This is a genomic window from Hanstruepera ponticola (genome assembly GCF_012931685.1).
GTDB classification, from domain to species: domain Bacteria; phylum Bacteroidota; class Bacteroidia; order Flavobacteriales; family Flavobacteriaceae; genus Hanstruepera; species Hanstruepera ponticola.
The window spans coordinates 30,860-55,512 of sequence record NZ_JABANC010000003.1 but is presented as its reverse complement, the minus strand read 5'-3'; the positions used below and the strand labels follow the sequence as shown (position 1 = coordinate 55,512).

Annotated in this window: 24 protein-coding genes; 14 read left to right on the top strand and 10 right to left on the bottom strand. The window is 33.2% G+C overall.

From position 1 onward, the window contains the following. Positions 1-15 precede the first annotated feature (15 nt). Positions 16-291: a DUF4834 family protein gene (locus HGK31_RS09035; RefSeq protein WP_104733879.1), complete on the bottom strand. Its 276-nt coding sequence runs from the start codon at positions 289-291 to the stop codon at positions 16-18. 102 nt (positions 292-393) lie between these two features. On the opposite strand from HGK31_RS09035, the gene HGK31_RS09030 reads away from it, so the two are divergent. Further along, positions 394-1,398, top strand: a complete 1,005-nt coding sequence (locus HGK31_RS09030) for a transporter (protein ID WP_191859459.1) — start codon at positions 394-396, stop codon at positions 1,396-1,398. Between the two features lie 12 nt (positions 1,399-1,410). After that, complete coding sequence (locus tag HGK31_RS09025; RefSeq protein ID WP_191859458.1) at positions 1,411-2,529, top strand: GTP cyclohydrolase; 1,119 nt, start codon at positions 1,411-1,413, stop codon at positions 2,527-2,529. A gap of 52 nt (positions 2,530-2,581) precedes the next feature. Here the strand turns inward: HGK31_RS09025 and HGK31_RS09020 are convergent, their stop codons facing one another. From HGK31_RS09020 to HGK31_RS09010, 3 genes are all read right to left on the bottom strand, one after another. Further along, a complete protein-coding gene (locus HGK31_RS09020) occupies positions 2,582-3,844 on the bottom strand; it encodes an aminotransferase class I/II-fold pyridoxal phosphate-dependent enzyme (RefSeq protein ID WP_191859457.1) in 1,263 nt (420 codons plus the stop codon). Positions 3,845-3,981: 137 nt separating this feature from the next. Beyond that, positions 3,982-5,022 carry a PLP-dependent cysteine synthase family protein gene (locus HGK31_RS09015; RefSeq protein WP_191859456.1) on the bottom strand — a complete coding sequence of 347 codons (1,041 nt, stop codon included), beginning with the start codon at positions 5,020-5,022 and terminating at the stop codon, positions 3,982-3,984. Positions 5,023-5,100: 78 nt separating this feature from the next. Then, a complete protein-coding gene (locus HGK31_RS09010; RefSeq protein ID WP_191859455.1) occupies positions 5,101-7,158 on the bottom strand; it encodes a S9 family peptidase in 2,058 nt (685 codons plus the stop codon). 71 nt (positions 7,159-7,229) lie between these two features. Between HGK31_RS09010 and HGK31_RS09005 the strand changes: the two genes are divergently transcribed. Both HGK31_RS09005 and HGK31_RS09000 read left to right on the top strand, forming a co-directional pair. After that, on the top strand, positions 7,230-7,553 hold the full coding sequence (locus tag HGK31_RS09005) for a YbaB/EbfC family nucleoid-associated protein (RefSeq protein WP_104733885.1): 324 nt from the start codon (positions 7,230-7,232) through the stop codon (positions 7,551-7,553). A gap of 104 nt (positions 7,554-7,657) precedes the next feature. Beyond that, positions 7,658-7,987, top strand: a complete 330-nt coding sequence (locus tag HGK31_RS09000; RefSeq protein ID WP_191859454.1) for a YegP family protein — start codon at positions 7,658-7,660, stop codon at positions 7,985-7,987. A 46-nt stretch (positions 7,988-8,033) separates the two neighbouring features. Here the strand turns inward: HGK31_RS09000 and HGK31_RS08995 are convergent, their stop codons facing one another. After that, on the bottom strand, positions 8,034-8,969 hold the full coding sequence (locus HGK31_RS08995) for a hypothetical protein (RefSeq protein ID WP_191859453.1): 936 nt from the start codon (positions 8,967-8,969) through the stop codon (positions 8,034-8,036). 10 nt (positions 8,970-8,979) lie between these two features. Further along, positions 8,980-10,002 carry a threonine aldolase family protein gene (locus HGK31_RS08990; protein WP_191859452.1) on the bottom strand — a complete coding sequence of 341 codons (1,023 nt, stop codon included), beginning with the start codon at positions 10,000-10,002 and terminating at the stop codon, positions 8,980-8,982. A 91-nt stretch (positions 10,003-10,093) separates the two neighbouring features. Between HGK31_RS08990 and prfB the strand changes: the two genes are divergently transcribed. The 3 genes from prfB to HGK31_RS08975 all read left to right on the top strand — a co-directional run bounded on the left by prfB (position 10,094) and on the right by HGK31_RS08975 (position 14,133). Continuing rightward, a protein-coding gene (gene prfB, locus HGK31_RS08985) for a peptide chain release factor 2 (protein ID WP_191859451.1) occupies positions 10,094-11,204 on the top strand; the annotation gives its coding sequence in 2 pieces (ribosomal slippage) (positions 10,094-10,156 and positions 10,158-11,204; 1,110 coding nt in all). Between the two features lie 9 nt (positions 11,205-11,213). Continuing rightward, a complete protein-coding gene (gene arsC, locus HGK31_RS08980; RefSeq protein ID WP_191859450.1) occupies positions 11,214-11,555 on the top strand; it encodes an arsenate reductase (glutaredoxin) in 342 nt (113 codons plus the stop codon). Between the two features lie 115 nt (positions 11,556-11,670). Next, the gene (locus HGK31_RS08975) at positions 11,671-14,133 is read left to right on the top strand and encodes a TonB-dependent receptor domain-containing protein (RefSeq protein WP_191859449.1); all 2,463 of its coding nucleotides are present in this window, start codon (positions 11,671-11,673) and stop codon (positions 14,131-14,133) included. A 68-nt stretch (positions 14,134-14,201) separates the two neighbouring features. On the opposite strand, the gene HGK31_RS08970 is transcribed toward HGK31_RS08975, so the two are convergent. Then, positions 14,202-14,375 (bottom strand): hypothetical protein, encoded by a 174-nt coding sequence (locus HGK31_RS08970; protein WP_162919898.1) that lies wholly within the window; start codon positions 14,373-14,375, stop codon positions 14,202-14,204. A 195-nt stretch (positions 14,376-14,570) separates the two neighbouring features. On the opposite strand from HGK31_RS08970, the gene fumC reads away from it, so the two are divergent. The 3 genes from fumC (at position 14,571) to hutI (ending at position 18,813) form a co-directional block, all read left to right on the top strand. Further along, positions 14,571-15,968 carry a class II fumarate hydratase gene (gene fumC / locus HGK31_RS08965; RefSeq protein WP_104733892.1) on the top strand — a complete coding sequence of 466 codons (1,398 nt, stop codon included), beginning with the start codon at positions 14,571-14,573 and terminating at the stop codon, positions 15,966-15,968. Positions 15,969-16,047: 79 nt separating this feature from the next. Continuing rightward, positions 16,048-17,484, top strand: a complete 1,437-nt coding sequence (locus HGK31_RS08960) for a T9SS type A sorting domain-containing protein (RefSeq protein ID WP_191859448.1) — start codon at positions 16,048-16,050, stop codon at positions 17,482-17,484. A gap of 93 nt (positions 17,485-17,577) precedes the next feature. Further along, positions 17,578-18,813 carry an imidazolonepropionase gene (hutI, locus tag HGK31_RS08955; RefSeq protein ID WP_191859447.1) on the top strand — a complete coding sequence of 412 codons (1,236 nt, stop codon included), beginning with the start codon at positions 17,578-17,580 and terminating at the stop codon, positions 18,811-18,813. 117 nt (positions 18,814-18,930) lie between these two features. Here the strand turns inward: hutI and HGK31_RS08950 are convergent, their stop codons facing one another. Beyond that, positions 18,931-19,815: a chromosome partitioning protein ParA gene (locus tag HGK31_RS08950; RefSeq protein WP_104733895.1), complete on the bottom strand. Its 885-nt coding sequence runs from the start codon at positions 19,813-19,815 to the stop codon at positions 18,931-18,933. A gap of 107 nt (positions 19,816-19,922) precedes the next feature. On the opposite strand from HGK31_RS08950, the gene HGK31_RS08945 reads away from it, so the two are divergent. The 4 genes from HGK31_RS08945 to HGK31_RS08930 all read left to right on the top strand — a co-directional run bounded on the left by HGK31_RS08945 (position 19,923) and on the right by HGK31_RS08930 (position 22,671). Further along, complete coding sequence (locus HGK31_RS08945; RefSeq protein ID WP_191859446.1) at positions 19,923-20,942, top strand: formimidoylglutamase; 1,020 nt, start codon at positions 19,923-19,925, stop codon at positions 20,940-20,942. Continuing rightward, a complete protein-coding gene (locus tag HGK31_RS08940) occupies positions 20,932-21,411 on the top strand; it encodes a GNAT family N-acetyltransferase (protein ID WP_104733897.1) in 480 nt (159 codons plus the stop codon). Before HGK31_RS08945 ends, HGK31_RS08940 begins: the two co-directional genes overlap by 11 nt. A 3-nt stretch (positions 21,412-21,414) precedes the next feature. Beyond that, positions 21,415-22,338: an MBL fold metallo-hydrolase gene (locus HGK31_RS08935; RefSeq protein WP_233451052.1), complete on the top strand. Its 924-nt coding sequence runs from the start codon at positions 21,415-21,417 to the stop codon at positions 22,336-22,338. A 144-nt stretch (positions 22,339-22,482) separates the two neighbouring features. Further along, positions 22,483-22,671, top strand: coding sequence for a hypothetical protein (locus tag HGK31_RS08930; RefSeq protein ID WP_230401556.1), 189 nt, complete (start codon positions 22,483-22,485; stop codon positions 22,669-22,671). 28 nt (positions 22,672-22,699) lie between these two features. On the opposite strand, the gene ettA is transcribed toward HGK31_RS08930, so the two are convergent. Together ettA and HGK31_RS08920 are read right to left on the bottom strand one after the other, a co-directional pair. Then, positions 22,700-24,391 (bottom strand): energy-dependent translational throttle protein EttA, encoded by a 1,692-nt coding sequence (ettA, locus tag HGK31_RS08925; RefSeq protein WP_191859444.1) that lies wholly within the window; start codon positions 24,389-24,391, stop codon positions 22,700-22,702. Continuing rightward, positions 24,391-24,573, bottom strand: a complete 183-nt coding sequence (locus HGK31_RS08920) for a CAL67264 family membrane protein (RefSeq protein ID WP_103052245.1) — start codon at positions 24,571-24,573, stop codon at positions 24,391-24,393. The genes ettA and HGK31_RS08920 overlap by 1 nt, the downstream gene beginning before the upstream one ends. Positions 24,574-24,653: the final 80 nt, after the last annotated feature.

The window sequence follows — 24,653 nt, the reverse complement described above, 5'->3', positions numbered from 1 at the left end:
CAATGATTGCGAAAATTAATCAATTTCTTCGTAATCTACATATTCACCCACATTTTTATTTGAAGTTTTAGATTGCGGCATCTTATCAATCACTGTTTCGCCCTCCTTTTTAGGTGACTCTGGCCTTTTGTTTTGATTAAATTGTTGTCCAAATTGTTTTTCAGCTTTTTTGGCTACATAGCGCATAAGTGCTGGAGCAAAAATTCTAGATAGAATTTTTATTCCGTAATATACTAACATAATAATCAATATAGTCTTCAGCAGGCCTGTAAATGATGCCGTTTGTAGCATAATTCAAATTTTTAGCAAAAATACAATTCCTAATGGTTAATTATGAGCATATATACTTAAAAAAAATATAAAATATATATATTTGATTCCAAACTGTGACATATGAAATCTATTAAAACCTATTTATTTGTATTTGTTTCACTAACAACCCTTTACTCTTATTCTCAATATACCGAAGTTATTAATTCAAACAGACCTGGCGTTTCCAGTAGTGCCTTTTCAGTAGGAACAAACGTTATTCAGTTGGAGGTTGGTCCGTATATGTTAAATGAAAAGCATGTGCCTTTAAATAGAGATGATAAAAGTATCGGTGCTGATTTTGAAGCTCGCTATGGACTATTGTGGCCACAATTAGAACTTAATGTTAGAGGAACTTTCCAATCAACCAAAAGAGAATATACAGGTGCTATTTCTAGTGAAGAAACCTTTAGTAATTTTAAGACATTAACTATTGGAGCTAAATATTTGGTATATGACCCTTACAAAAATGCAGAAGAAGAAAAACCAAACTTATATAGTTGGAAAGCTAATCATAGTTTTAAATGGAAGTACTTAATACCTGCGGTAGCTGTTTATGCTGGTGCTAATTTTGACACAAAGGACAATCCATTTACGGCAGCCGGTGTTGAAGGCTTTAGCCCTAAAATTATGATTGCTACGCAGAATAATTTCTCTGGTGGTTGGGTGTTTGTAATGAACTTTATAAAAGATAGAATTGGTACCAATCAATCAGATTTTACTTATATTTTAACACTAACTAAATCTATCACAGATCAATGGGTTGTTTTTGGTGAAACACAAGGCATTAGTAGTGATTTTTATGCCGATAATCTCATCCGTTTTGGTGGTGCTTACCTGTGGAGCAGAAATTTCCAATTGGATACAGCATTAACATTTAACACCAAAGATACACCATCAGTATTTGGAGTGACACTTGGTGCTTCATACCGATTGGATTTCCATAAAGATAAAGAAGAAAATGATGGTACATCGGCTGAAGATGAACTAGAGCGTCGTGTAAATAAAGAAGCTCCTAAAAAGGATAGAAAAGAACGAAAAAAGAACAAAAGAAAGAGCAATGATTTTGATGATGGTATTAATTTGTAGTGGAAAAGATTTATGATAGAAATAAAAGAAGTTAACAATAAAAAGGACTTAAAAGCCTTTGTCACTTTTCCGTTTAGTTTATACAAAGATTCCAAATATTGGGTACCTCCTATTATATCAGATGAAATGGCCACTTTGAGTGCTGGTAAAAACCCAGCTATTGAAAATGCCGATGTTCATTTATTTTTAGCCTTTAAAGAGAATCGAATTGTGGGACGTGTGGCTGCTATAATCAATTGGATTGAAGTAAAAGAACAACAAATACCTAAAATGCGTTTTGGCTGGTTTGATACCATTGACGATCTCGAGGTATCAAAAATATTGTTAGATAGAGTAGCCGAAATTGGCAAGGCAAACAATTTAGATTATATTGAAGGTCCTGTGGGCTTCTCCAATCTAGATAAAAATGGAGCTTTAACTGAAGGCTTTGACCACATTGGAACTATGGCAACTTGGTATAATCACCCTTATTACATTGAACATTTTAAGAAATTAGGGCTGAAAGAGGAAAAACGATACCTAGAAAGCAAATTTTATTTTGATAATGCACCCGTTGAGCGCTTTAAGCGTGTTAATGAATTAATTGTAAAACGCTATAAATTAAGAGCAGGAAGTTACACTAAATCCAAAGAAATAATACCGCATCTTGATGACATGTTTGCGTTGTTTAATAGATCGTATTCTAAACTATCTACTTTTGTACCTATTTCTGGTAAACAGCAGGAATATTTAAAAAAGAAGTTTATAAATTTTATCAATCCTGAATACATTAAGTTCGTTTTTGACGAACACGATAATATGATCGCTTTTGCCATAGTACTCCCTTCATTTTCAAAAGCTTTACAAGAAGTAAAAGGAAAGCTTTTTCCGTTTGGATTTTTAAAACTATTAAAAGCGAAAAAACACAGCAAAACGGCCTTGTTCTATTTAATTGGTGTGGATCCACAATATCACAATAAAGGCGTAACGGCTATAATTTTTGAAGAATTCCATAAATCATTATCCAAAAGTGGTATTCAAACATGCATAAGATTGCCCGAGTTGGCGGATAACCTAGCCTCTCAACAAATTTGGAAAGACTTTAATGCTGAAGTTATTAAGCGTCGGGCGACATTTAAGAAAATGCTATAAAAAAACCCATTCGTTTATGAATGGGTTTTATTTATATGAAATTTAGACGTTGTTAAGATTGCCCCATAGCTGCAGCTACAGAAGCCGATAACCTTTTATAAGTACCGTTTTTGAGTCTGTCTCTAATAGCATCAAAAGCATCTAACGTTTCTCTTACATCCTTTAATGTATGTGTAGCCGTTGGTATCATTCTCAACAATATCATACCTTTAGGAATTACAGGATAAACCACTATTGAGCAGAAAATACCATAATTCTCACGTAAATCCTTGACCAAAGCCATAGCTTCTGGAATACTGCCTTCCAGATAAACTGGCGTTACACAACTTTGGGTTGTACCAATGTCAAATCCACGTTCTTTTAAACCTGATTGCAAGGCATCAACAATGGTCCATAGGTTCTTTTTAAGCTCTGGCATGGTGCGCAACATGTCTAAACGTTTTAATGCACCAACTACCAATTGCATTTGCAGTGATTTTGCAAACATTTGTGAACGTAAATTATACTTTAAATAATCAATAATTTCTTGATCGGCAGCAATAAAGGCTCCCGTACTAGCCATAGACTTGGCAAACGTTGCAAAATAAACATCTATTCCGTCTTGAACACCTTGCTCCTCGCCTGCTCCAGCACCTGTTTCTCCTAAAACTCCAAAACCATGAGCATCATCAACAAAGAAACGGAAGTTATATTTTTCTTTAAGAGCAACTATTTCTTTTAATCGTCCTTGTTCTCCACGCATACCAAACACACCTTCGGAAATAACTAAAATACCACCACCAGTTTGTTCGGCCATTTTGGTGGCACGCTCTAGGTTTTTCTCTAAACTTTCTACATCATTGTGTTTGTATGTAAAACGTTTACCCATATGAAGGCGAACACCATCAATAATACAAGCATGCGCATCAACATCATAAACTATAATATCATCTTTTGATACTAAAGCATCAATAGTTGACACCATACCTTGATAACCAAAATTCAATAGGTAGGCAGCTTCTTTTTTAACAAAAGCAGCCAATTCGTTTTGCAATTGCTCATGTAAATCAGTATGACCAGACATCATTCTTGCTCCCATTGGGTAAGCCGAACCATATTTAGCACCTGCTTCAGCATCTACTTTTCTAACTTCAGGGTGATTTGCCAATCCTAAATAATCATTTATACTCCAAGTAATTACTTCTTTTCCTTGAAATTTCATCCGATTGGATATTTCACCTTCTAATTTTGGGAAAACAAAATAACCTTCAGCTTGTGAAGCCCACTTTCCTAAAGGCCCTTTGTCTCTGTATATTTTATCAAATAAGTCTTTCATAAAGCTATTAATCTCGTTAGATGTTGCAAAATTAAATATTTATATAGTGACAACATAATTATTTATCATACTATTATTAACAAAAAAGATAGCTAACTTTTTAATAAAAGTCAGCTATCAAAAATATTTTAAATGATTTATTTTATAAATTCTATACTTTCTAATGCTTCTTCATTGATACTATCAAAGAAACCTTGTTCATTCATCCATTTATCACTGTAAATTTTACTCATATATCGTGAGCCATGATCTGGAAATATAACCACAACTAGGTCATCTTTACCAAATTTCCCCTCTTCATTAAGTTGCTTTATAGCTTGCATAGCAGCTCCTGATGTGTACCCAACAAATAGGCCTTCAGTTTTAGCGATTTGTCTTGCAGTATGAGCACTTTCTTCATCAGTCACCTTTACAAACTCATCAATCACATCAAACTCTGTAGCAGTAGGAATCAAATTTTTACCAAGACCTTCAATACGATATGGATAAATTTCTTTTTCGTCAAACTCTCTGGTTTCATGATATTTTTTTATTACTGAACCAAAAGCATCAACTCCAATAACTTTTATATCAGGATTTTGCTCCTTAAGGTATTTGGCAGTACCAGAAATGGTTCCTCCAGTACCACTACAGGCAACTAGGTGCGTAATTTTCCCATCAGTTTGCTCCCATATTTCAGGACCTGTAGAAGTATAATGTGCATCAATATTCAATTGATTGAAATATTGATTGATGTAAACAGAACCTTTTATTTCTTCATGTAGGCGTTTAGCAACCTCATAATAAGACCTAGGATCATCTGCACTTACATGTGCCGGACAAACATAAACCTTTGCTCCCATGGTTTTTAGCATATCAATCTTGTCTAAAGATGATTTTGAGCTTACTGCCAAAATACAATTATAGCCCTTGATAATACTCACCATTGCAATACTGAATCCTGTATTACCAGATGTGGTTTCTATAATAGTATCACCTGGTTTAATAATACCTTGTTTTTCAGCTTGCTCAATTATGTATAATGCTATTCTATCTTTAGAAGAATGACCAGGATTAAATGCTTCTACTTTAGCGAGATAATTCCCTTTAAACGGTTTTGTAATTGTATTTAACTTAATCAGTGGCGTATTCCCTACTAAATCCAATACGTTGTCAAAAACTTGCTTTTTTTGTCCCATAAATGCTTTTTAGTAAGCTGTAAAGTACTCATTGTAAAACACAGCCCAAAACCTCGCAAAAATACAATTTTTTTTTTACTAATGGGAAATTCCTTCTAAATCTAATAAAAAGGCATACTCTAGAGCTACTTCCTTTAGGCTTTCAAAACGTCCTGAAGCACCACCATGACCCGTATCCATATCAACATGTAGTAGAAGTAAGTTGTTGTTAGTTTTTTTATCTCTCAATTTTGCCACCCACTTTGCAGGTTCCCAATACTGAACTTGGGAATCATGAATGCCAGTAGTCACCAATAAGTTAGGATAGTCTTGGGATTTTACATTGTCATATGGAGAATAAGATAACATATAATCATAATATGTCTTGTCATTGGGATTTCCCCACTCATCATATTCACCAGTAGTTAATGGAATAGAATCGTCGAGCATGGTAGTTACAACATCAACAAAAGGAACGGCTGCTATAACGCCTTTGTAGAGTTTAGGTTCTAAATTAATAACAGTTCCCATAAGTAAACCTCCAGCTGATCCGCCGTAAGCATATAACTTATTGTTTGACGTATAATTCTTGTCGATTAAAAACTTTGAGCAATCAATAAAATCAAAAAATGTGTTTTTTTTATTTAATAATTTCCCACTCTCATACCATGATCTTCCAAGGTATTCACCGCCTCTAATGTGAGCAATGGCATAAACAAAACCTCTATTTAATAAACTTAATCTAATGGTTGAAAAATAAGGGTCTATTGTTGAGCCATAAGAACCATATGCATATAGAAGCAATGGGCTTGAACCATCCTTTTTAATACCTTTTTTATAAACTAGTGAAACCGGGACTTTTACACCATCACGAACCGTAACCCAAACACGTTCAGATGTATAATCATTTTTATCAAACGTGCCTAAAACCTCTTGTTCTTTTTGAATAGTTAGTTCTTTAGTTTTAAAATTATAATCGATTACAGAACTAGGCGTGGTAAGTGAATTAAATGTGTAACGCAATATATCACTATCAAATTCAGGATTGTTTCCTACATAAGCCGTATAGGTTTCACTATCAAATGGTAAATAATAGTCTTCATTACCATCCCAACTTATGATTCTTAATTTGTTTAAACCATTTTCTCTTTCATTGAGTACAAAATAATCCTTAAAAATTTCAATATCTTCAATAAGTACATGTTCACGATAAGGCAACACATCCTTCCAATGCTCTATTTCAGTAGCGTTCTCACTTGTTTTTTGTAATTTAAAATTACTACAATTATCACGATTGGTAATAATATAAAAAGCATCATTATAATGTGAAATAGCATATTCTAAACCCCTTATGCGTTCTTGAAATACTTTAAAATCGGCATATGGTTTATCTGCATTTAAAAATCTATATTCAGACGTTAAGGTGCTTGAAGAACCAATAACTATATATTTTCGAGACTTTGTTTTATAAACATAGGTGTTGAAAGTCTCATCAGTTTCATGAAACACTACCACATCAGTATTAGGGTTAGTATCTAACTTATGTCTATAAATTTTATGAGCCCGAAGTGTCACAGCATCCTTACGAGAGTAAAATAAGGTTTCATTATCATTCGCCCAAGTGCTCCCTCCGGTTGTATTTTTTATTTTATTGGCGTAAATCTCACCTGTTTCCAAGTTTTTTATTTGAATAGTATATTGACGCCTACTTATTTTATCAACTGAAAAAGCAGCCAACTTATTATTAGGGCTTATGGATATACCTCCCAACTTAAAATAAGCATGTCCTTTTGCCATTTTATTGCAATCGAACATAACTTCTTCTTGAGAATCTAAACTTCCTTTTTTTCGTGAGTAAATGGGATAATCTTTTCCTTTTTCATATCTGGTAATATACCAGTAACCATTGTAAAAATAAGGTACTGATGAATCATCTTCTTTGATTCGCGCTTTCATTTCCTCAAAAAGAGCTTCCTGAAGTGGTTTCGTATGCTGTAATACAGATTCAGTATAAGCATTTTCAGCTTCTAAATAAGATAAGACTTCTGGATTTTCTCTTTCATTGAGCCAGAAATAATCATCAATACGCACATCACCATGTTTCTCAAGTCTATGCGGTTTTTTTTTGGCAACAGGTAGTTTTAGTGATTTTTTCAAAAAAAGAAATTTACAAGGTGTCAAAAATATAAAAATTAAATAGCTTTGTACTGAATAAAAACAATATAATTATGTTTGGAGATTTAATGGGAATGATGGGTAAATTGAAAGAAACCCAGAAGAAAGTTGAAGAAACTAAAGAGCGTCTAAATTCTGTTTTAATTGATGAATCTAGTAGCGATAACAAACTACAAGTTACCATTACCGCAAATAGAACCATTAAGAATATTTCAATAAATGAAGAACTTCTTCAAGACAAAGAACAACTAGAAGACTATTTAATCCTCACAATTAACAAAGCCATTGAAAGAGCAACCGAAGTAAATGAAACTGAAATTGCAGCAGTAGCCAAAGACGGCATGCCAAATATTCCAGGAATGGATATGTTTAAGTAATGGTTTCCTCATAAATTAGTTAATATTTGAATTGATTCCGTTAAAGAATTATTCAAATATTTAGTAGAATGTAGATTGATAATTAACCTTAAATTTAATAAACCATGTTCGAATTATTTCAAAGTGAAAACAATCAAAAATTTTATTTCAATTTAAAAGCTAAAAACGGTCAAGTAATCTTATCTAGTCAAGGCTATACAGACAAATCTAGTGCCAAAAACGGTATTGAATCGATTAAATCTAATTGTGGTGACGACAGCAAATTTGAACGTAAAACTGCTTCAAATGGTAAATTTCATTTTAATATCAAGGCTGGAAATGGTCAAATTATAGGAAGTAGTCAAATGTATGCTGGTGAATCTGGGATGGAGAATGGTATCCAATCCGTTAAAACTAATGCACCAAGTGCAGAGCTTGTTGATAAAACAGCTTAATTAATAATTACTAATAAAGAAAAGCATCAGGAAATCTGATGCTTTTTTATTTGTAACCAAACTTTAGCTTTATCCCGTATTTTTCTTCTATTTCGGTTTTCTTCCTATCCGTTTCCAATGAGCAAATTCCAAAATTCGATCTATCTTTATTAACTCGTTGCGAATCACTTTTTCTCTTTTCAAAAGGAAATTTAAAATTATAGTCAGACTTTATTAAACCTGTTTTAATACTTGTTTTATACAATTTAGAAATCCTATTTTTTTCGAAGGTGTAGATTTGAGCAAATTCCCTTGGGTGCAAAGAGCCTTTTTTAATAAACTCAATCAATTTTTCCTCTGTCAATTCATAAATGGGATGAGTGTAATGTAGCAATGTTACTGTTATTTTAGAATTGTCAAAACTACAATCATCAATTTTTGATGCATCATCTGAATTATCAATCCCAATCAGATTTTCGCCAGGATACGTATTTTCATTCAACAGTTCTTTTATTTTTTTAAAATTGGAATAAACAATCCCTTTGTAATTCTTTGCTTTTTTGCTTAACTGTTCTTTTTGATAATTTCTATGGATTGTTTTAGAAAGACCAATTCTAATACTTGAAAGATATGCTGTTTGCAAAGACATCAAATCGCTTTCTAATCTACTCCAATCAGAATTATTGAGCTTGTCTCTAAATACGTCAATATCCTTTAAACACTGTACTTTGACCCCTTTTTTGATAGATTCCTTTATCCAGTATGTGGCTTGCTCATTATTATTGTTAAGCAAACAAATTTCTGCTGCAATAACATAATCTTTTGCAAATGGCGGACTGTAAGAGATTAACAAGGCATTTAGGAGTACTTCAGCTTCTTCAAACTTTTCTTCCACTATTAAATCCTCAATATTGTTATACTCTTGATGGTAATTAATGAAGTCTTTTTCATTGGGTATCTGAAATAGAAAAACAGCGAATAGACTTAAAAACAGGTACCTCAAATTCTGATGATTATAAATTTAAACTATTTAGAATACCCATGAACCGCATATGTAACTCTTGAGTATAATCCATATGCGTAACTAACCGTAGCTTACCACTTCCCATACCAATTAATTTGATGTCTTTTTGTGCTAATTTTGAAATGAATAGTGATTCATCAACATCGGCTTGTAGTTCAAAAATTATGATGTTAGTCTCAATAGGCTCAACCGATTTAATAAAGGTAAGTTTGCTCAAGACATCTCCTATTTCTTTAGCGCGTTTATGATCATCGGTTAAACGATTCAAATTATTATCTAATGCGTATAACCCAGCAGCTGCCAAATAACCAACTTGACGCATATTTCCTCCGAAAACTTTTCTAATTCGGACCGCATCTTTCATGATAGCGGTATTTCCTATCAATACAGAACCAATTGGGCAGCCTAACCCTTTACTCAAACACACTGAAATACTATCAAACAATTCACCATACTGCTTGGGAGTTTCATTTTTCTCCACAAGCGCATTCCAAAGTCGCGCACCATCCAAATGATAACCTAATTCGTGAGCGTTACAAACGGTTCTAATTTTTTTTAGTTCTTCGAAATCCCAAAGTGAACCTCCTCCTCTATTCGCTGTGTTTTCAACTTCTACCAAAGTGGTTTTTGCATAATAAAAGGCATCAGGATTAATAGCTGCTTCAACTTGTTTAGCAGTAAACATACCTCGATTGCCATCAATTAACTTGCAGGATATACCACTATTAAACGAAGCACCTCCAGCTTCATAATTATAAATATGAGCAAACTTGTCACATATAACTTGCTCACCTGGGTTTGTGTGTAATTTCAAAGCTGCTTGATTAGCCATACTACCGCTAGGAAAAAACAAAGCTTTCGATTTTCCAAACATATCAGCTAATCGTTCTTCCAACAATTTAACTGTTGGATCTTCATCAAACACATCGTCACCAACTTGGGCTGACATCATAGCATCCAACATGCCTTTAGAAGGTTTCGTGACTGTATCACTTCGTAAATCTATAATCATGACAATATTTTAGTTTATAAAACTATAAAATTAAATGATGTTAAATTTTATGAGACTAATAATAATTTTATTTTTGTTGAAAATTAATTCTATGATTACTTCAGATCACATTAAAGATCTTAATACACGCCTAGTCAAGCTACGGCACTATCTTTGACATAGATGCCAAATTGATAGAAATTCAAAACGAAGAAGAGCAAACCTTTGATCCTAATTTTTGGAATGACTCTAAAGCTGCTGAAGCTGTCATGCAATCACTACGAAGCAAAAAGAAATGGGTTGAAGATTACAATGAAGCTAAAATTTTAGTTGAAGATTTAGAAGTTATTTACGAATTCTTTAAAGAAGGTGAATCTACTGTTGAAGATGTTGACAATCGTTATGAAAAAGCTGTAACTCTTATTGAAGATTTAGAATTCAAAAACATGCTTTCAGAAGAAGGTGACAGTTTAAGTGCCGTTCTACAAATTACTGCTGGTGCTGGAGGTACTGAAAGTTGCGATTGGGCAAGCATGCTCATGCGCATGTATTTGATGTATGCTGAAAAAAGTGGTTTTAAAGTTAAAGAACTTAACCTCCAAGATGGTGATGTTGCTGGAATTAAAACCGTTACTTTAGAAATTGAAGGTGAGTTTGCATTCGGTTGGCTCAAAGGTGAAAATGGTGTACATCGCTTGGTTCGTATTTCACCTTTTGATAGTAATGCAAAGCGCCATACCAGTTTTGCTTCTGTATATGTATATCCTTTGGTTGATGACTCTATTGAGATTGAAATAAATCCAGCAGATATTGAAATTACTACAGCACGTTCTAGTGGTGCTGGTGGTCAGAATGTTAATAAAGTAGAAACCAAAGTACAATTATTACACAAACCATCAGGTATTCAAATTCAATGTTCAGAAACACGTTCACAACACGATAATAGAGCACGTGCCTTACAAATGTTAAAATCACAGTTGTATGAGATTGAACTTCAAAAACAGATGTCACAACGTGATGATATTGAGGCAGAAAAAATGAAGATTGAATGGGGAAGCCAAATTAGAAACTATGTCATGCATCCCTATAAATTAGTTAAAGATGTTCGTTCAGGTCATGAAACAGGAAATGTTGATGCCGTAATGGATGGTAACATCCAACCCTTTTTAAAAGCATATCTTATGATGATGGGACAAAAAGAATCCGAATCAGAAAGCTTATAATTAAAAAACATGATTACAATTTATCACAACAGCCGCTGTAGGAAATCACGCGAAGGATTAGAAATATTAGAAAATTCTGGTAAACCATTTGAAATACGAAAATACCTTGAGGATGTTCCAACCGTAAATGAGTTAGAAGAATTAATTGATAAACTAGATATTCAACCTATTGAACTCGTTAGAACGAATGAAACTATCTGGAAAGACAATTTCAAAGGTAAAAAGTTATCAGACACACAAATTATTAAGGCTATGGTTGAAAACCCAAAACTCATTGAACGACCAATAGTCATTAATGGTAACAAAGCCATTATTGGAAGACCTCCTGAAAGAATTATAGAAATTATCTAAATTGCCAAGCTTCAACCTCTTAAGATTGAAGCTTTTTTATTTAACATAGTTTTAACCAAAGCCCCTTAAACCATAGGTTATTTTTGCTGTCTTAAAATGAAAAATAACATTTAAGATGCACAAATTTTTATTAGCCCTACTATTAGTTGGAACAACATTTTTATCATTTTCTCAAAATTCAAAAGAAATAACAATTACGGGTAACGTTTTTGACAAAACAACCAATCAGCCATTAGAATATGCAACAGTAGCTTTTGTAAATAAGGCTGAAAATCGAATTGAAACTGGTGGTATTACTGATATGGATGGTGCCTTTAGTATTCCAATCCCTTCTGGAACTTATGATATTACGGTTGAATTTATTGGTTTTGAAAAATTGACCATTCCAAATCAAGAATTATCAGCTGATAGAAATTTAGGTAAAATTGGTTTAGCTGAAGGTGCTGAAGCCCTAGAAGAAGTAGAAATTATTGCCGAAACAACAACCGTTGAAATAAAACTAGATAAAAAAATATACAATGTTGGTAAAGATTTAACTGTAAGAGGTGGAACCGTTAGTGACGTATTGGATAATGTCCCGTCAGTGGCTGTAGATGTTGAAGGAAATGTGTCGTTAAGAGGTAATGATAACGTTCGTATTTTAATAAATGGAAAACCCTCTGGATTAGTAGGTTTGAATTCTACAGATGCTTTACGCCAATTACCCGCTGAATCCATAGAACGTGTTGAAGTGATTACCTCACCTTCTGCTAGATACGATGCTGAAGGTACAGCAGGTATTTTAAATATTATTTTAAGAAGAAGTAAATTACAAGGTTTTAATGGTGCTGTAACTGCAAGTGCAGGTTATCCTAAAGCAGCAGGTATTTCAGGAAATGTTAATTATAGGACAGGTGATGTAAATATTTTTAATACGACTAGTTATAATTATCGCGAAGTACCAGGAAATTCATCGTCTTACACGCAATATTTTAACAACGATTTTGATGAAGATGGTAATGAAATAGCTGATGATCCAGATACTTACGCTAACGAAACTAATGATTATGATCGCGTTAGAAAAGGTTTAAGTACAAACTTTGGTGTAGAGTGGTATGTTACAGATTCAGCTTCGTTAACTGGTGCTATTTCATATCGTGATGGTAATAATGAAAGTAATACTACAAACATTTTGACACAGTATGATGAAAATGGCAATTTTGAATCTGAAAGCAACCGATTTGATCCAGAATTGGAAGAAGATAAGGTTATTCAATACTCATTAAATTTCCAGAAGAATTTTGATGATGGTGGTCATACGCTCACTATGGATTTTCAATATGAGGATAATTCTGAAGATGAGTTTTCTGAAGTACTACTTGAAGGTGTTAACACAGAAAGAGTTTCTACTTTAGAAGATCAACAACGCATATTATTACAAGCAGATTATGTATTACCTATAGGAGAAAAAAGTCAGTTTGAAGCTGGATATCGTGGTAACTTTAATGATCAAGATACAGATTATAAAGTTTGGTTTTTAGATCAGAACAGTAATGAATTTGAATTGAGTACAGACTTATCGAATTTTTTAAATTATAGAGAATACATCAATGCGGCATACACACAATTTGGAAGTAAAATAGGAGATAAATTTTCTTACTTGTTAGGATTGCGTCTTGAGGAAACAAGAATTACTATAGATCAACCTACAAGCGGAGATTTCAATCAAAATAACTATTTAGGATTATTTCCAACTGTAAATTTAAGCTATGAAATTAGTGAAAATGAAAATATTACTTTGGGTTACAGTAGGAGAATTCGAAGACCAAGATCTTGGTTTATTAACCCATTTCCATCACGCTCTAGTGTAACCAGCATTTTTAGAGGAAATCCAGAATTAGCGCCTAGTTATTCAGGTTTGTTCGACGTTGGGTATTACAAGAAATTTGGCAAGGTGTCTTTAAATACTTCCGCTTATTACCAACGAGCAACTGATGCCTTTAGTTTTGTAAGTTATGATACCGGTCAAACTGTTATTGTAGGAGGTCAGGAGCTTCCAATTATTGAACGTTCGCCAATTAATCTTGCAGAGGAAGACCGTTTTGGATTTGAATTTACATTGACATACAACCAATCTCGTAAATGGAACGTAAATGCTAATTTTAACATATTCCAACAATCTACAACTGGTACAACACCAAATGGTTTATCATTAGATAATGACAATACCAGTTGGTTTGCAAGAATAAACAATAAATTAACGCTTCCTTGGAGTATAGAATGGCAAACAAGTTTGAATTACAGAGGCCCATCTGCCGATGCTCAAAATAAAAGAGAGGGTGTTTTCTCTTCCAACATGGCTTTTAGCAAAGATTTCTTAAATGATAATGCGTCAATAGCTCTTAACATAAGTGACCTATTAAACAGTAGAAAGCGAATTTCAGAAACTAATACACCAACCTTCAGGAGTGATTCAGAATTTCAATGGCGTGAACGTAGCTTAATGCTATCATTAACTTACAGATTTAATCAGCAAAAACAAAGACAGGATAGAAATCGTGGCGAAAATGGTGGAGGCGATTTTGATTTTGAAGGATAATTAAAAATTAAGGACATAAAAAAAGGAAGCTTTATGGCTTCCTTTTTTTTATATTTAAACTAACAAAATTAGTTAGTATGTTTTGCTTTTCTTTCTTCGCGCATTTCTTTCATACGCTCAATTAATGCACCACCAATCCAATAAGGGATTACAAATGTGATTAAAAATATCATTAACCAAAATCCAATGGTTAAAATGGTTAAAAACGCTAAAAATCCTAAATATTGGTCAAAATCAAACATAAGTTGGTTGCATTTACTATTAATTATGGCAAAGATATAATAAACAGTTTTGTTTTACAATAGCTAATTCTAATTTATTAACAATTATTTCAACTATAAATTTGTTGAATGTTTTCTTACAAATAACTATCGCGCAACAAACTAATTTAGCGATAAAATCGTAATTTTGCATTACAACTTAAACGATTAAAAATCATGACTTTTAGAATAGAAAAAGATACTATGGGCGAAGTTAAAGTCCCATCAAATAAACTTTGGGGAGCACAAACTGAACGTTCAAGAAATAATTTTAAAATTGGTGCACCAGCATCAATGCCATTAGAGATAGTATATGGTTTTGCATATCTAAAAAAAGCTGCAGCCTATACTAATTGTGACCTTGGTGTTCTTTCAGAAGATAAACGTGATTTAATTGCTCAAGTATGCGAGGAAATTTTAGAAGGAAAGCACGATGATCAGTTTCCTCTAGTAATTTGGCAAACTGGTTCTGGTACGCAAAGCAATATGAATGTTAATGAAGTTATTGCAAATAGAGCTCATCAATTAGCAGGAAAAGTTATTGGAGAAGGTGAAAAAACCATACAGCCTAATGATGATGTGAATAAATCACAATCATCTAATGATACGTTTCCTACTGGTATGCACATTGCAGCTTATAAAAAGATAGTTGAGACTACTATTCCAGGAATTATTCAATTGCGCAATACGTTACATAATAAATCAATTGAATTTAAAGAGGTTGTAAAAATTGGAAGAACGCATTTAATGGATGCGACGCCATTAACGCTAGGTCAAGAGTTTTCAGGTTATGTATCCCAATTAGACCATGGTTTGAAAGCACTTGAAAATACTTTACCGCACCTATCGGAATTAGCACTAGGCGGAACTGCTGTTGGAACAGGATTAAATACACCAGAAGGTTATGCTGAATTAGTAGCTGAATTTATTGCAGAATTTACAGGTTTACCATTTATAACTGCAAAAAATAAATTTGAAGCTCTAGCGGCTCATGACGCCCTTGTTGAAACTCATGGTGCTCTTAAGCAATTAGCCGTTTCATTAAACAAAATAGCCAATGATATTCGTATGATGGCTTCTGGACCACGTTCTGGTATTGGTGAAATCATTATTCCAGCAAATGAACCTGGAAGTTCTATAATGCCTGGTAAAGTAAATCCAACTCAATGTGAAGCATTAACCATGGTTTGTGCACAAGTAATGGGTAATGATGTAGCCGTAACTGTTGGAGGAACTCAAGGTCACTACGAGTTAAATGTTTTTAAACCTATGATGGCAGCAAACCTATTGCAGTCTGCTCAACTATTGGGCGATGCCTGTGTAAGTTTTGACGAGCATTGCGCATCTGGTATTGAACCAAATCACGACGTCATTAAACAACTTTTAAATAATTCATTAATGTTAGTAACCGCATTAAACACCAAAATTGGTTATTACAAAGCTGCAGAAATTGCCAACACAGCACATAAAAATGGCACTACTTTAAAAGAAGAAGCTATTAATCTAGGTTATGTTACAGCCGAAGAATATGATGAATGGGTAAGACCAGAAAATATGGTTGGTAGTCTAAAATAACGACGAAACGCACAAAAATATCGATATAATACGTTTTTTCATTTAAAAAGTATATATTTGATAATCAAACTTTAAGATTATGAAAAAAACATTACTCGCTTTATTTACAATTATTTCGTTTAGCCATATAGGCATCTCGCAAACAACATTTGTAACACCAATTCAAAATATTGATCCCAATACAGGGGAAGAACCTTACGAATTAGCATCAGGTGATTTAGACAATGATGGTGATATTGACCTAGTTATGGCTACCTATTGGTTTACTGGTTTTGGTACACCAACTCAAGATTACATTAAATGGTACGAAAATGATGGTTCTGGAAATTTTTCTATTCCCACATCATCTGTGGTTTCTTCAACAATTCGCTATGTTGATGGACTGACAGTAGCAAACATTGACAATCAATTTGGTCTAGATATTGTTGCCACTTCGGCAGATCAAAGCAAATTGGTTTATTACTTAAGTGATGGTTCGGGAGGTTTTGGTTCTGAAGTTGTTGTAAGTAGCTCCGTAACTGGTGCAGGTCAAGTTTTTGCAGCTGACATTAATAATGATGGTCATATAGATTTAGCAACAGTTGCTTATGATGATAACAAAGCTGTATGGTTTGCTGGTGATGGAACTGGAGGTTTTGGAACGGAACAAATTATTGAAAATGGAAATACTGATGGTCCTTTTACAATTGAATTGGATGATTTTGATGGAGATACCGATATGGATGTTGTTATTGGGTTTTATAATACTGGTACTATTGAAATATACTATAATCAATATATAGAAAGCGGTACTAGTACAGTTTCCTGGGTTAAAGATGCCGTAACTGTTGATTCTGGTAATGTCTATTTTTTAGCCACAAAATTTGCTGACGTCAATAATGATGGCACCATGGATGTTGTAAAAGTAGATAATAGTACTGGTGATGTAGAATGGTTTAATAAAATAAAGAATGGCGCCTCTACTGCTAATACTATTTCTAATTCTAGTATAATTGACAGACCGGGTGCTATTGCCATTGCTGACATTGATGGAGATACTTTTAATGATGTTATTTTAACGGATTCAGGAGTTGCAGATGATGCCATTATATGGTTTAAAGGTGCTAATAATGCAAGTCCAAGTGCTACACCAACATTAATTGAAGATCACAACTACCAAAATTTTGCGATAACTGTCGATGATTATGATGGCGATGGTGATTTAGATATTGCCTTCCTAGGAAACCAAAATGATACGTTAGGGTGGTATGAAAATGAATTGATCACTTTAGGAGTAGAAGATAATACTTTATCAAAAATTAGTGTATTCCCAAATCCAGCTAATGATGTACTAAACTTCAAAACTCCAAAATCAGAAAATATAAGTTTAAAAATTTATGATGTACTTGGAAAAGAAATAATTTCAGAATCAATCAATGGAACTAATGCGCAATTGAATGTTTCTGAATTAGCTAATGGTATTTATACCATAAGAATTGACAATAGTAATGAATCAATAAAGTTTATCAAACAGTAATTCTTATTTAAAACTTAATGAAACGTCTTCAAGTTCTCTTGTAGGCGTTTTTTTATTCCCAAAAAAATAAGCAACTTTGAAAAAATTACAGTTTTGACAACACTTATTACCAACATTAAAGAATTAATACAAGTAAGAGAAACCAATCATACTCTAGTTAGCGGACAAGACATGAAAGTTTTACCAACTATCAAAAATGCCTTTTTGTTAATTGACCATGATACCATTGTAGATTACGGTGAAATGTCAGATTCTGTAGGTTTAAAAGCTGATAATATCATTGATGCAACCAACAAATTGGTATTACCAACTTGGTGCGATTCACATACCCATATTGTTTATGCAGGTAACAGAGAACAAGAATTTGTTGACAGAATAAACGGCTTAAGTTATGAAGATATTGCCAATCGCGGTGGTGGTATTTTGAATTCAGCTGAAAAACTACAGAATACGAGTGAAGATGATTTGTATGAACAATCTGCAGTACGATTACAAAACGTTATAAATCTGGGTACTGGAGCTATTGAAATTAAATCTGGTTATGGATTAACCGTTGCAGCTGAACTAAAAATGCTACGTGTAATTAAACGCCTAAAGAAAAATTTTCCAGTTAAGGTCAAAGCCACTTTATTGGCAGCGCATGCAGTACCTAAAGATTTTAAGAATAATAAAGAAGCTTTTGTTGATTTAGTAATCAATGAATTAATACCTGAAGTTTCTAAATTACAATTGGCTAATTACATCGATGTATTTTGTGAAAAGGGCTATTTTGATTTAAAAGACACTGAACGTATTTTGGAATGTGCCTCTCAATTCGGGCTTGTTCCAAAAATTCATGTCAATCAATTTAATGCTTTTGGTGGTGTGGCCTTGGGAGTAAAATTCGGTGCGTTGTCTGTAGATCATCTTGAGGAACTTAATAATGAAGATATTGAGGCACTTAAAAACAGTAGAACCATACCGGTAGCGCTTCCCTCCTGTTCTTATTTTTTAAGTATTCCATACACACCAGCTAGAAGATTAATTGATGCTGGTTTACCTCTTGCATTAGCGACTGATTACAATCCAGGTTCAACACCGAGTGGTAATATGAATTTTGTAATTAGTACGGCATGTATAAAAATGAAAATGACTCCAGAAGAAGCAATAAATGCCGCCACAATAAATGGCGCCTATGCAATGGGTATCAGCAATATGTATGGAAGCATTACTAAAGGAAAAAAAGCTAATGTAATTATAACGAAGCCTGTACCTAGCTACAACTATTTGCCTTATGCGTTTGGTGATAACCATATTGATTCTGTAATAATCAATGGACAGGTTCAATAGTGAAATAATTATTTAAACAGCTTACTATTATTAAAAGTTTTAAACAATAAAAACCCGAAAGTATAACTTTCGGGTTTTTCATTATGATAGTTCTATGGATATACAAAAATAATGTACTTATCTTAACGTGAATTCAGATGTAGATACTAAATCTTTTTCATTGTAAACATTAACAATGTAACGTCCCTTCTCAAAATCACTGTCACCTTTGGCCAATACAAATTCACAGATGTTTAAGTTAGCATTTTCATAATTAAACTTACTAACCAAGCTGTAATTAAGCACTTTATCACCAAACTCTACTTGCTCATTAACTCCCAATGTGTTGTTTTTTGGATCAATAACTTGAACATATAATTCATGATCTCCAGCTTGTACTAAACTGTTCTTTGCAACTGTAAAGCACACACGAATTTTATCAGTTCTACCAGCACGCTCCGTTGGAATTAATTTTCCTGAAGTTCTTTCAATAACGCCAAACCCTTTTAATCCAACAGTTGATAATACAGCAGCATTTTCAACTACTTCAGCCAAAGCTGTGTTTTGAACCAATAAAGAATCTGTAAACATGGTACGCTCTTCTAGTCGAACTTTGGTACTATCCAAAGAAGTAGCAAGTAATTCGTTTTCAACTTTTAATTTGTCATTTTCAGCCAATAATACATCCATTTCTTTTTGAAGTGCTGCATATTTTGACTTATAGCGCCATAGGCTTTTTACATTAGTTTCTGACACTTTTAATGAATCAATTAAACCTTGAATACGTTCTTTAGCTTCAACCAATTTCGCATTAGCTACTTCATTTTCACCAATGGCTAAATCATATTGTTTCGCCATATTACTTAAATCATTCATTACCAATTCTTTTTCTTTGGTAAGTTGAGCTTCTGTTTCATTCTTTTCTTTGTACAGCTGAGATGTATAAAAACCTGTTCCAATAAAAAGAACCAAGGCAATACCTAAAGCGACTTTCAATCCTATGCTACTTTTTTTATTTTCCATATTTACTTGTTTTAAGAATTAAATTAATACTATTTTTTGCTTTTTAATTTATAATGTTTTAATAATTAAAAGTATTTTTATATTCACAAATACTAAATACTTTTTAAATGGATAAACTAGTTTTATTTACTGAATCGCAGCTAAAATTGCTCTTAAATAAACGGACTGGTGAATCCAAGTTTGGTGAACATGTTAAACTATTGTCACCAATTACTGATATATACGAGCAACTTTTAAATTTGGATGTTGCCTATGTTATTTTTGGTATTCCGGAGGATGTTGGCGTGTTTGCAAACCTCGGAAAAACAGGAGCTTCAAATGCATGGGACTCAACAATTAAAGTTTTGTTAAATATCCAAAGTAATGACTTCACAAAGGCTAACAAAGTTCTGGTTTTAGGTCATTTAGATTTTAGCTCGTATTCAGAAAAACTTTCAGACCTATCACAAACCAGCAAAAAGGACATCACTAAAGCTAGAAAATTAGTTTCCAAAATCGATAAACATGTAGGAGATTTGGTTTTTAAAATAGTTAAAGCTGGCAAAACACCTATTATTATTGGTGGCGGACATAACAATGCTTATGGCAATATTAAAGGTGCTTCATTAGCCTTAAAAAAATCGATAAACGTTGTGAACTTTGATGCTCATACCGATTTCAGAAAAGAAGAAGGCAGACATAGTGGTAACGGCTTTAGTTATGCATATTCTGAAGGTTTTTTAAGTAAGTATTTCGTTTTTGGTTTACACGAAAATTACACCTCTCAAACTATTTTCAAGACTTTAGATTCTAATGAGGATTTAGACTATAATACCTATGAGTCTATTGCCGTAAGAAAATCAACATCCTTTAAGTCAGCACTAAAACATGCCTTATTACATGTTAATTCAAAACCCTATGGAATAGAAATTGATTGTGATGCCATACAAAACGTACCTAGTAGCGCTATGACGCCAAGCGGATTTCAAACGAACAAAGCTAGACGGTTTTTAAACTATTTTGCGCAACATAAAAATGCAACTTATTTGCACATTTGTGAAGCTTCACCAATCACGGAAAATCCTTATCTAATAGGAAAATTACTTACTTACTTTATCACCGACTTCATTCGTGCTCATGACAGTTGATATAATTCCATTTAATGTAAAATATGCGCAAGATTTTTACAATCTCAATGTTGAATGGTTGGAAACACATTTTTACGTCGAAGATTTTGATAGAGAAGTTTTAAGCAAACCAGAAAAGTATATCATTAGCAAAGGTGGCTATATATTTTTTGCTCAAAAAAATAATAGTATCGTTGGTACAGTAGCACTTATGCCAACTGCGAAGCAGAATGTCTTTGAACTTACTAAAATGGCTGTATTGCCAGAGTTAAGAGGTGAGAAAATAGGTCAACAAATTCTAGCATATTGTATAGATTTTGCAAAGACAAATAATTTTGAAGCCCTGATGCTTTATTCAAACACCAAATTAGAAAATGCCATCTATATCTATAAAAAGTTTGGATTCAAAGAACTTCAATTAGAAGAAAACTCACCATATAAGAGAAGTAATATCAAAATGCTTCTTAATTTCAATGTTAAATCTCAATAAATCATGAAAAATATATTTATTACAACGGCTATTGCCTTATTGCTATTCAACTGTAAATCAGATAAAAAGCATGAATTTATAGAACCTGTTGAAGAAATTGTAGCTGATACTATTCTTGTTGAAGAAATAGATGAAAAGCCAATAATTGATACCATAATGAAAATTGAAGAGGTCACTGAAAAACCAAAAAAGCAAAATATAAAAGCAGCGTCAAAACCAAAAGAACCCTTCAAAAATTATTTGATTGAATCTGATATAAAAATAACACCTATTAAACATGGTACTCTAGTTATTGATTACAATGGAACAACTATATATGTTGATCCCGTAGGTGGTATTGATGCTTTTAATCAACACAAAGCACCAAATTTCATTCTTATTACCGATATTCATGGTGATCATTTAAGCGTTGAAACCTTAAATGCCGTTAATACTGGCAATACAATTATTATAGGACCAAAAGCTGTTAAAGAGAAACTGCCTCAATCACTTCAAAAAAACTTTACAACCCTTTTTAGCGGTCTGAGTCGTAGTTTTTCTACTTCAAAAATGGCTTTGGAAGTTGAAGGGATTCCCATGTATAACTTACGTGAAGAAGCCAAACAATATCATCCTAAAGGGCGTGGCTTGGGTTATGTAATAAGTATGAATAATAAAAGAATATATATTTCAGGCGATACAGAGGATATTTTTGAAATGCGCCAGCTTAAAAACATTGATATTGCGTTAGTTTGCATGAATTTACCCTACACTATGACTGTTGAAAGTGCAGCAAGTGCCGTACTTGATTTTAAACCCAAAAAAGTGTTACCATACCATTATAAAGGCACCAACGGATTCAGTAATGTAAGTCGCTTTAAAACACTAGTAAATAAGGGTAATAATCAAATTAAAGTGGTGCAGTTAAATTGGTATGAAGGCTCATAATATTTTCATTTTTAATTGATTAATAAAAAATTTAGTTATATTTGATTAGCTATTAACCCAGTCAAATAACCTACTATGTACCATAAATTGAATATTCTATACCATAAATCATATTTTTTGATAGAGCAATCAAGCATAGTTAAGATGTTAGCAATTACGGTTGTTTTCTTTTTGGTGCTACTTATTCTTGGTATAAGGAAATCTTACAAATTAAAGAAAGAAAATGATCGCTTAAATGAATTAAGCACTTCGTTTGAAGATGACGAGAACAAGCCTTATACAGATTTTACCGAAGGACATTTATACGACAACAGCAACAAAAACAATAAATAAAAAAAGCCTGCTATTGCAGGCTTTTTCTTTATCGTACTAATTTTTTGTATTTAATTCGTTTTGGCATTAAATCACCTCCAAGTCGTTTCTTTTTATTTTCCTCATAATCACTAAAGCTGCCCTCAAAGAAATACACTTGTGAATCTCCTTCAAATGCCAATATATGTGTACATATTCTATCTAGAAACCATCTGTCGTGACTAATAACCACAGCACAACCTGCAAAATTCTCGAGCCCTTCTTCTAGAGCTCTTAATGTATTGACATCAAGATCATTAGTTGGCTCATCTAAAAGTAATACATTACCTTCTTCTTTTAAGGTCATGGCTAAATGTAAACGGTTTCGTTCACCACCAGAAAGCAAGTTTACCTTTTTGTTTTGTTCACTTCCAGAAAAATTAAATCGGCTTAAATACGCACGAGAATTCACTTGTCTTCCACCCATCATAATGAGCTCCTGTTCATCACTGAAGTTTTGCCAAATTGTTTTGTTTGAATCAATATTGGAATGCTTTTGATCTACGTATGCAATCTTTGCAGTATCACCAACAATAAATTCGCCTTTATCTGGCTGCTCCTCTCCCATTATCATTCTGAAAATAGTGGTTTTACCAGCACCATTTGGACCAATTACACCAACAATGCCGGCTTGAGGTAGGTTAAAATTTAAATCTTCATATAACAATTTATCACCATAAGCTTTACTCACACCTTTTGCTTCTATAACATTGGTGCCTAATCGAGGGCCATTTGGAATATATATTTCAAGTTTTTCATCAAGTTGTTTTTGGTCTTGACTCATTAACTTATCATAATTTTTTAAACGCGCCTTTTGTTTGGTTTGACGACCTTTAGCACCTTGCCTAACCCACTCTAACTCACGTTCAAGGGTTTTTTGACGTTTAGAGGCTGTTTTGCTTTCTTGTGCCATACGTTTAGATTTTTGGTCTAACCACGAGGAATAATTTCCTTTCCATGGAATACCTTCTCCTCTATCAAGCTCTAAAATCCATCCTGCAACGTTATCTAAAAAATATCTATCATGCGTAACTGCAATTACGGTCCCTTTGTATTGTGCTAAATGGTGTTCCAACCAATGAACCGATTCAGCATCTAGGTGGTTTGTTGGTTCATCCAATAACAATACATCTGGTTCTTGTAATAATAAACGACATAATGCGACACGCCTTCGTTCTCCACCAGATAAGACACCAATTTTCTTATCACCTTCTGGAGTTCTTAAAGCGTCCATAGCAATTTCAAGTTTGGTGTCTAATTCCCAAGCATTTGCTGCATCTATTTGATCTTGAAGCTCGGCTTGACGATTCATGAGCTTTTCCATTTTGTCTGGATTGCTATATACTTCTTCTAAACCAAACTGATCATTTATTTTATTGTACTCATCAAGTATAGCAACTGTTTCTGCGGCGCCTTCCCGTACAACTTCCATAACCGTTTTTTCATCATCCAATTGTGGTTCTTGCTCTAAATAACCAACCGTATAGCCAGGAGAGAAAACAACATCTCCTTGGTAGTTTTTATCTACTCCTGCTATGATCTTAAGTAAAGTCGATTTACCCGAACCGTTTAGTCCTAAAATCCCAATTTTGGCTCCATAAAAGAAGCTTAAATAAATGTTTTTAAGTACTGGAGTGTTAGCGCTTTGAAATGTCTTGGTTACTCCAGACATTGAAAATATTATTTTTTTATCGTCACTCATTATACTCTACCTTTTAATGCATTAAACACCCAAGCGATACAGAAAAAACCAAAACCAACTGCTGCAAAACCCCAGCCAGCTACGTCATCATATCGAAATGCTCCTAATCCAATTAAACCTAATCCTACAAAAATCATTATCCATGTAGCCCATGCTAGCACAGTGTTTTTATTCATCGCCATAATCTAATTTGTTTTATTTTTTTGATAGTTAGTCGAATTACAAATATCGCATATTTATATAAAAAAAGCATCCTGTTTAG

Coding starts and splice junctions, on each gene's coding strand:
- HGK31_RS09035 (WP_104733879.1), bottom strand. CDS start 291: ATGCTACAAACGGCATCATTTACAGGCCTGCTGAAGACTATATTGATT.
- HGK31_RS09030 (WP_191859459.1), top strand. CDS start 394: ATGAAATCTATTAAAACCTATTTATTTGTATTTGTTTCACTAACAACC.
- HGK31_RS09025 (WP_191859458.1), top strand. CDS start 1,411: ATGATAGAAATAAAAGAAGTTAACAATAAAAAGGACTTAAAAGCCTTT.
- HGK31_RS09020 (WP_191859457.1), bottom strand. CDS start 3,844: ATGAAAGACTTATTTGATAAAATATACAGAGACAAAGGGCCTTTAGGA.
- HGK31_RS09015 (WP_191859456.1), bottom strand. CDS start 5,022: ATGGGACAAAAAAAGCAAGTTTTTGACAACGTATTGGATTTAGTAGGG.
- HGK31_RS09005 (WP_104733885.1), top strand. CDS start 7,230: ATGTTTGGAGATTTAATGGGAATGATGGGTAAATTGAAAGAAACCCAG.
- HGK31_RS09000 (WP_191859454.1), top strand. CDS start 7,658: ATGTTCGAATTATTTCAAAGTGAAAACAATCAAAAATTTTATTTCAAT.
- HGK31_RS08990 (WP_191859452.1), bottom strand. CDS start 10,002: ATGATTATAGATTTACGAAGTGATACAGTCACGAAACCTTCTAAAGGC.
- arsC (WP_191859450.1), top strand. CDS start 11,214: ATGATTACAATTTATCACAACAGCCGCTGTAGGAAATCACGCGAAGGA.
- HGK31_RS08975 (WP_191859449.1), top strand. CDS start 11,671: ATGCACAAATTTTTATTAGCCCTACTATTAGTTGGAACAACATTTTTA.
- HGK31_RS08970 (WP_162919898.1), bottom strand. CDS start 14,375: ATGTTTGATTTTGACCAATATTTAGGATTTTTAGCGTTTTTAACCATT.
- fumC (WP_104733892.1), top strand. CDS start 14,571: ATGACTTTTAGAATAGAAAAAGATACTATGGGCGAAGTTAAAGTCCCA.
- HGK31_RS08960 (WP_191859448.1), top strand. CDS start 16,048: ATGAAAAAAACATTACTCGCTTTATTTACAATTATTTCGTTTAGCCAT.
- HGK31_RS08950 (WP_104733895.1), bottom strand. CDS start 19,815: ATGGAAAATAAAAAAAGTAGCATAGGATTGAAAGTCGCTTTAGGTATT.
- HGK31_RS08945 (WP_191859446.1), top strand. CDS start 19,923: ATGGATAAACTAGTTTTATTTACTGAATCGCAGCTAAAATTGCTCTTA.
- HGK31_RS08940 (WP_104733897.1), top strand. CDS start 20,932: ATGACAGTTGATATAATTCCATTTAATGTAAAATATGCGCAAGATTTT.
- HGK31_RS08935 (WP_233451052.1), top strand. CDS start 21,415: ATGAAAAATATATTTATTACAACGGCTATTGCCTTATTGCTATTCAAC.
- HGK31_RS08930 (WP_230401556.1), top strand. CDS start 22,483: ATGTTAGCAATTACGGTTGTTTTCTTTTTGGTGCTACTTATTCTTGGT.
- ettA (WP_191859444.1), bottom strand. CDS start 24,391: ATGAGTGACGATAAAAAAATAATATTTTCAATGTCTGGAGTAACCAAG.
- HGK31_RS08920 (WP_103052245.1), bottom strand. CDS start 24,573: ATGGCGATGAATAAAAACACTGTGCTAGCATGGGCTACATGGATAATG.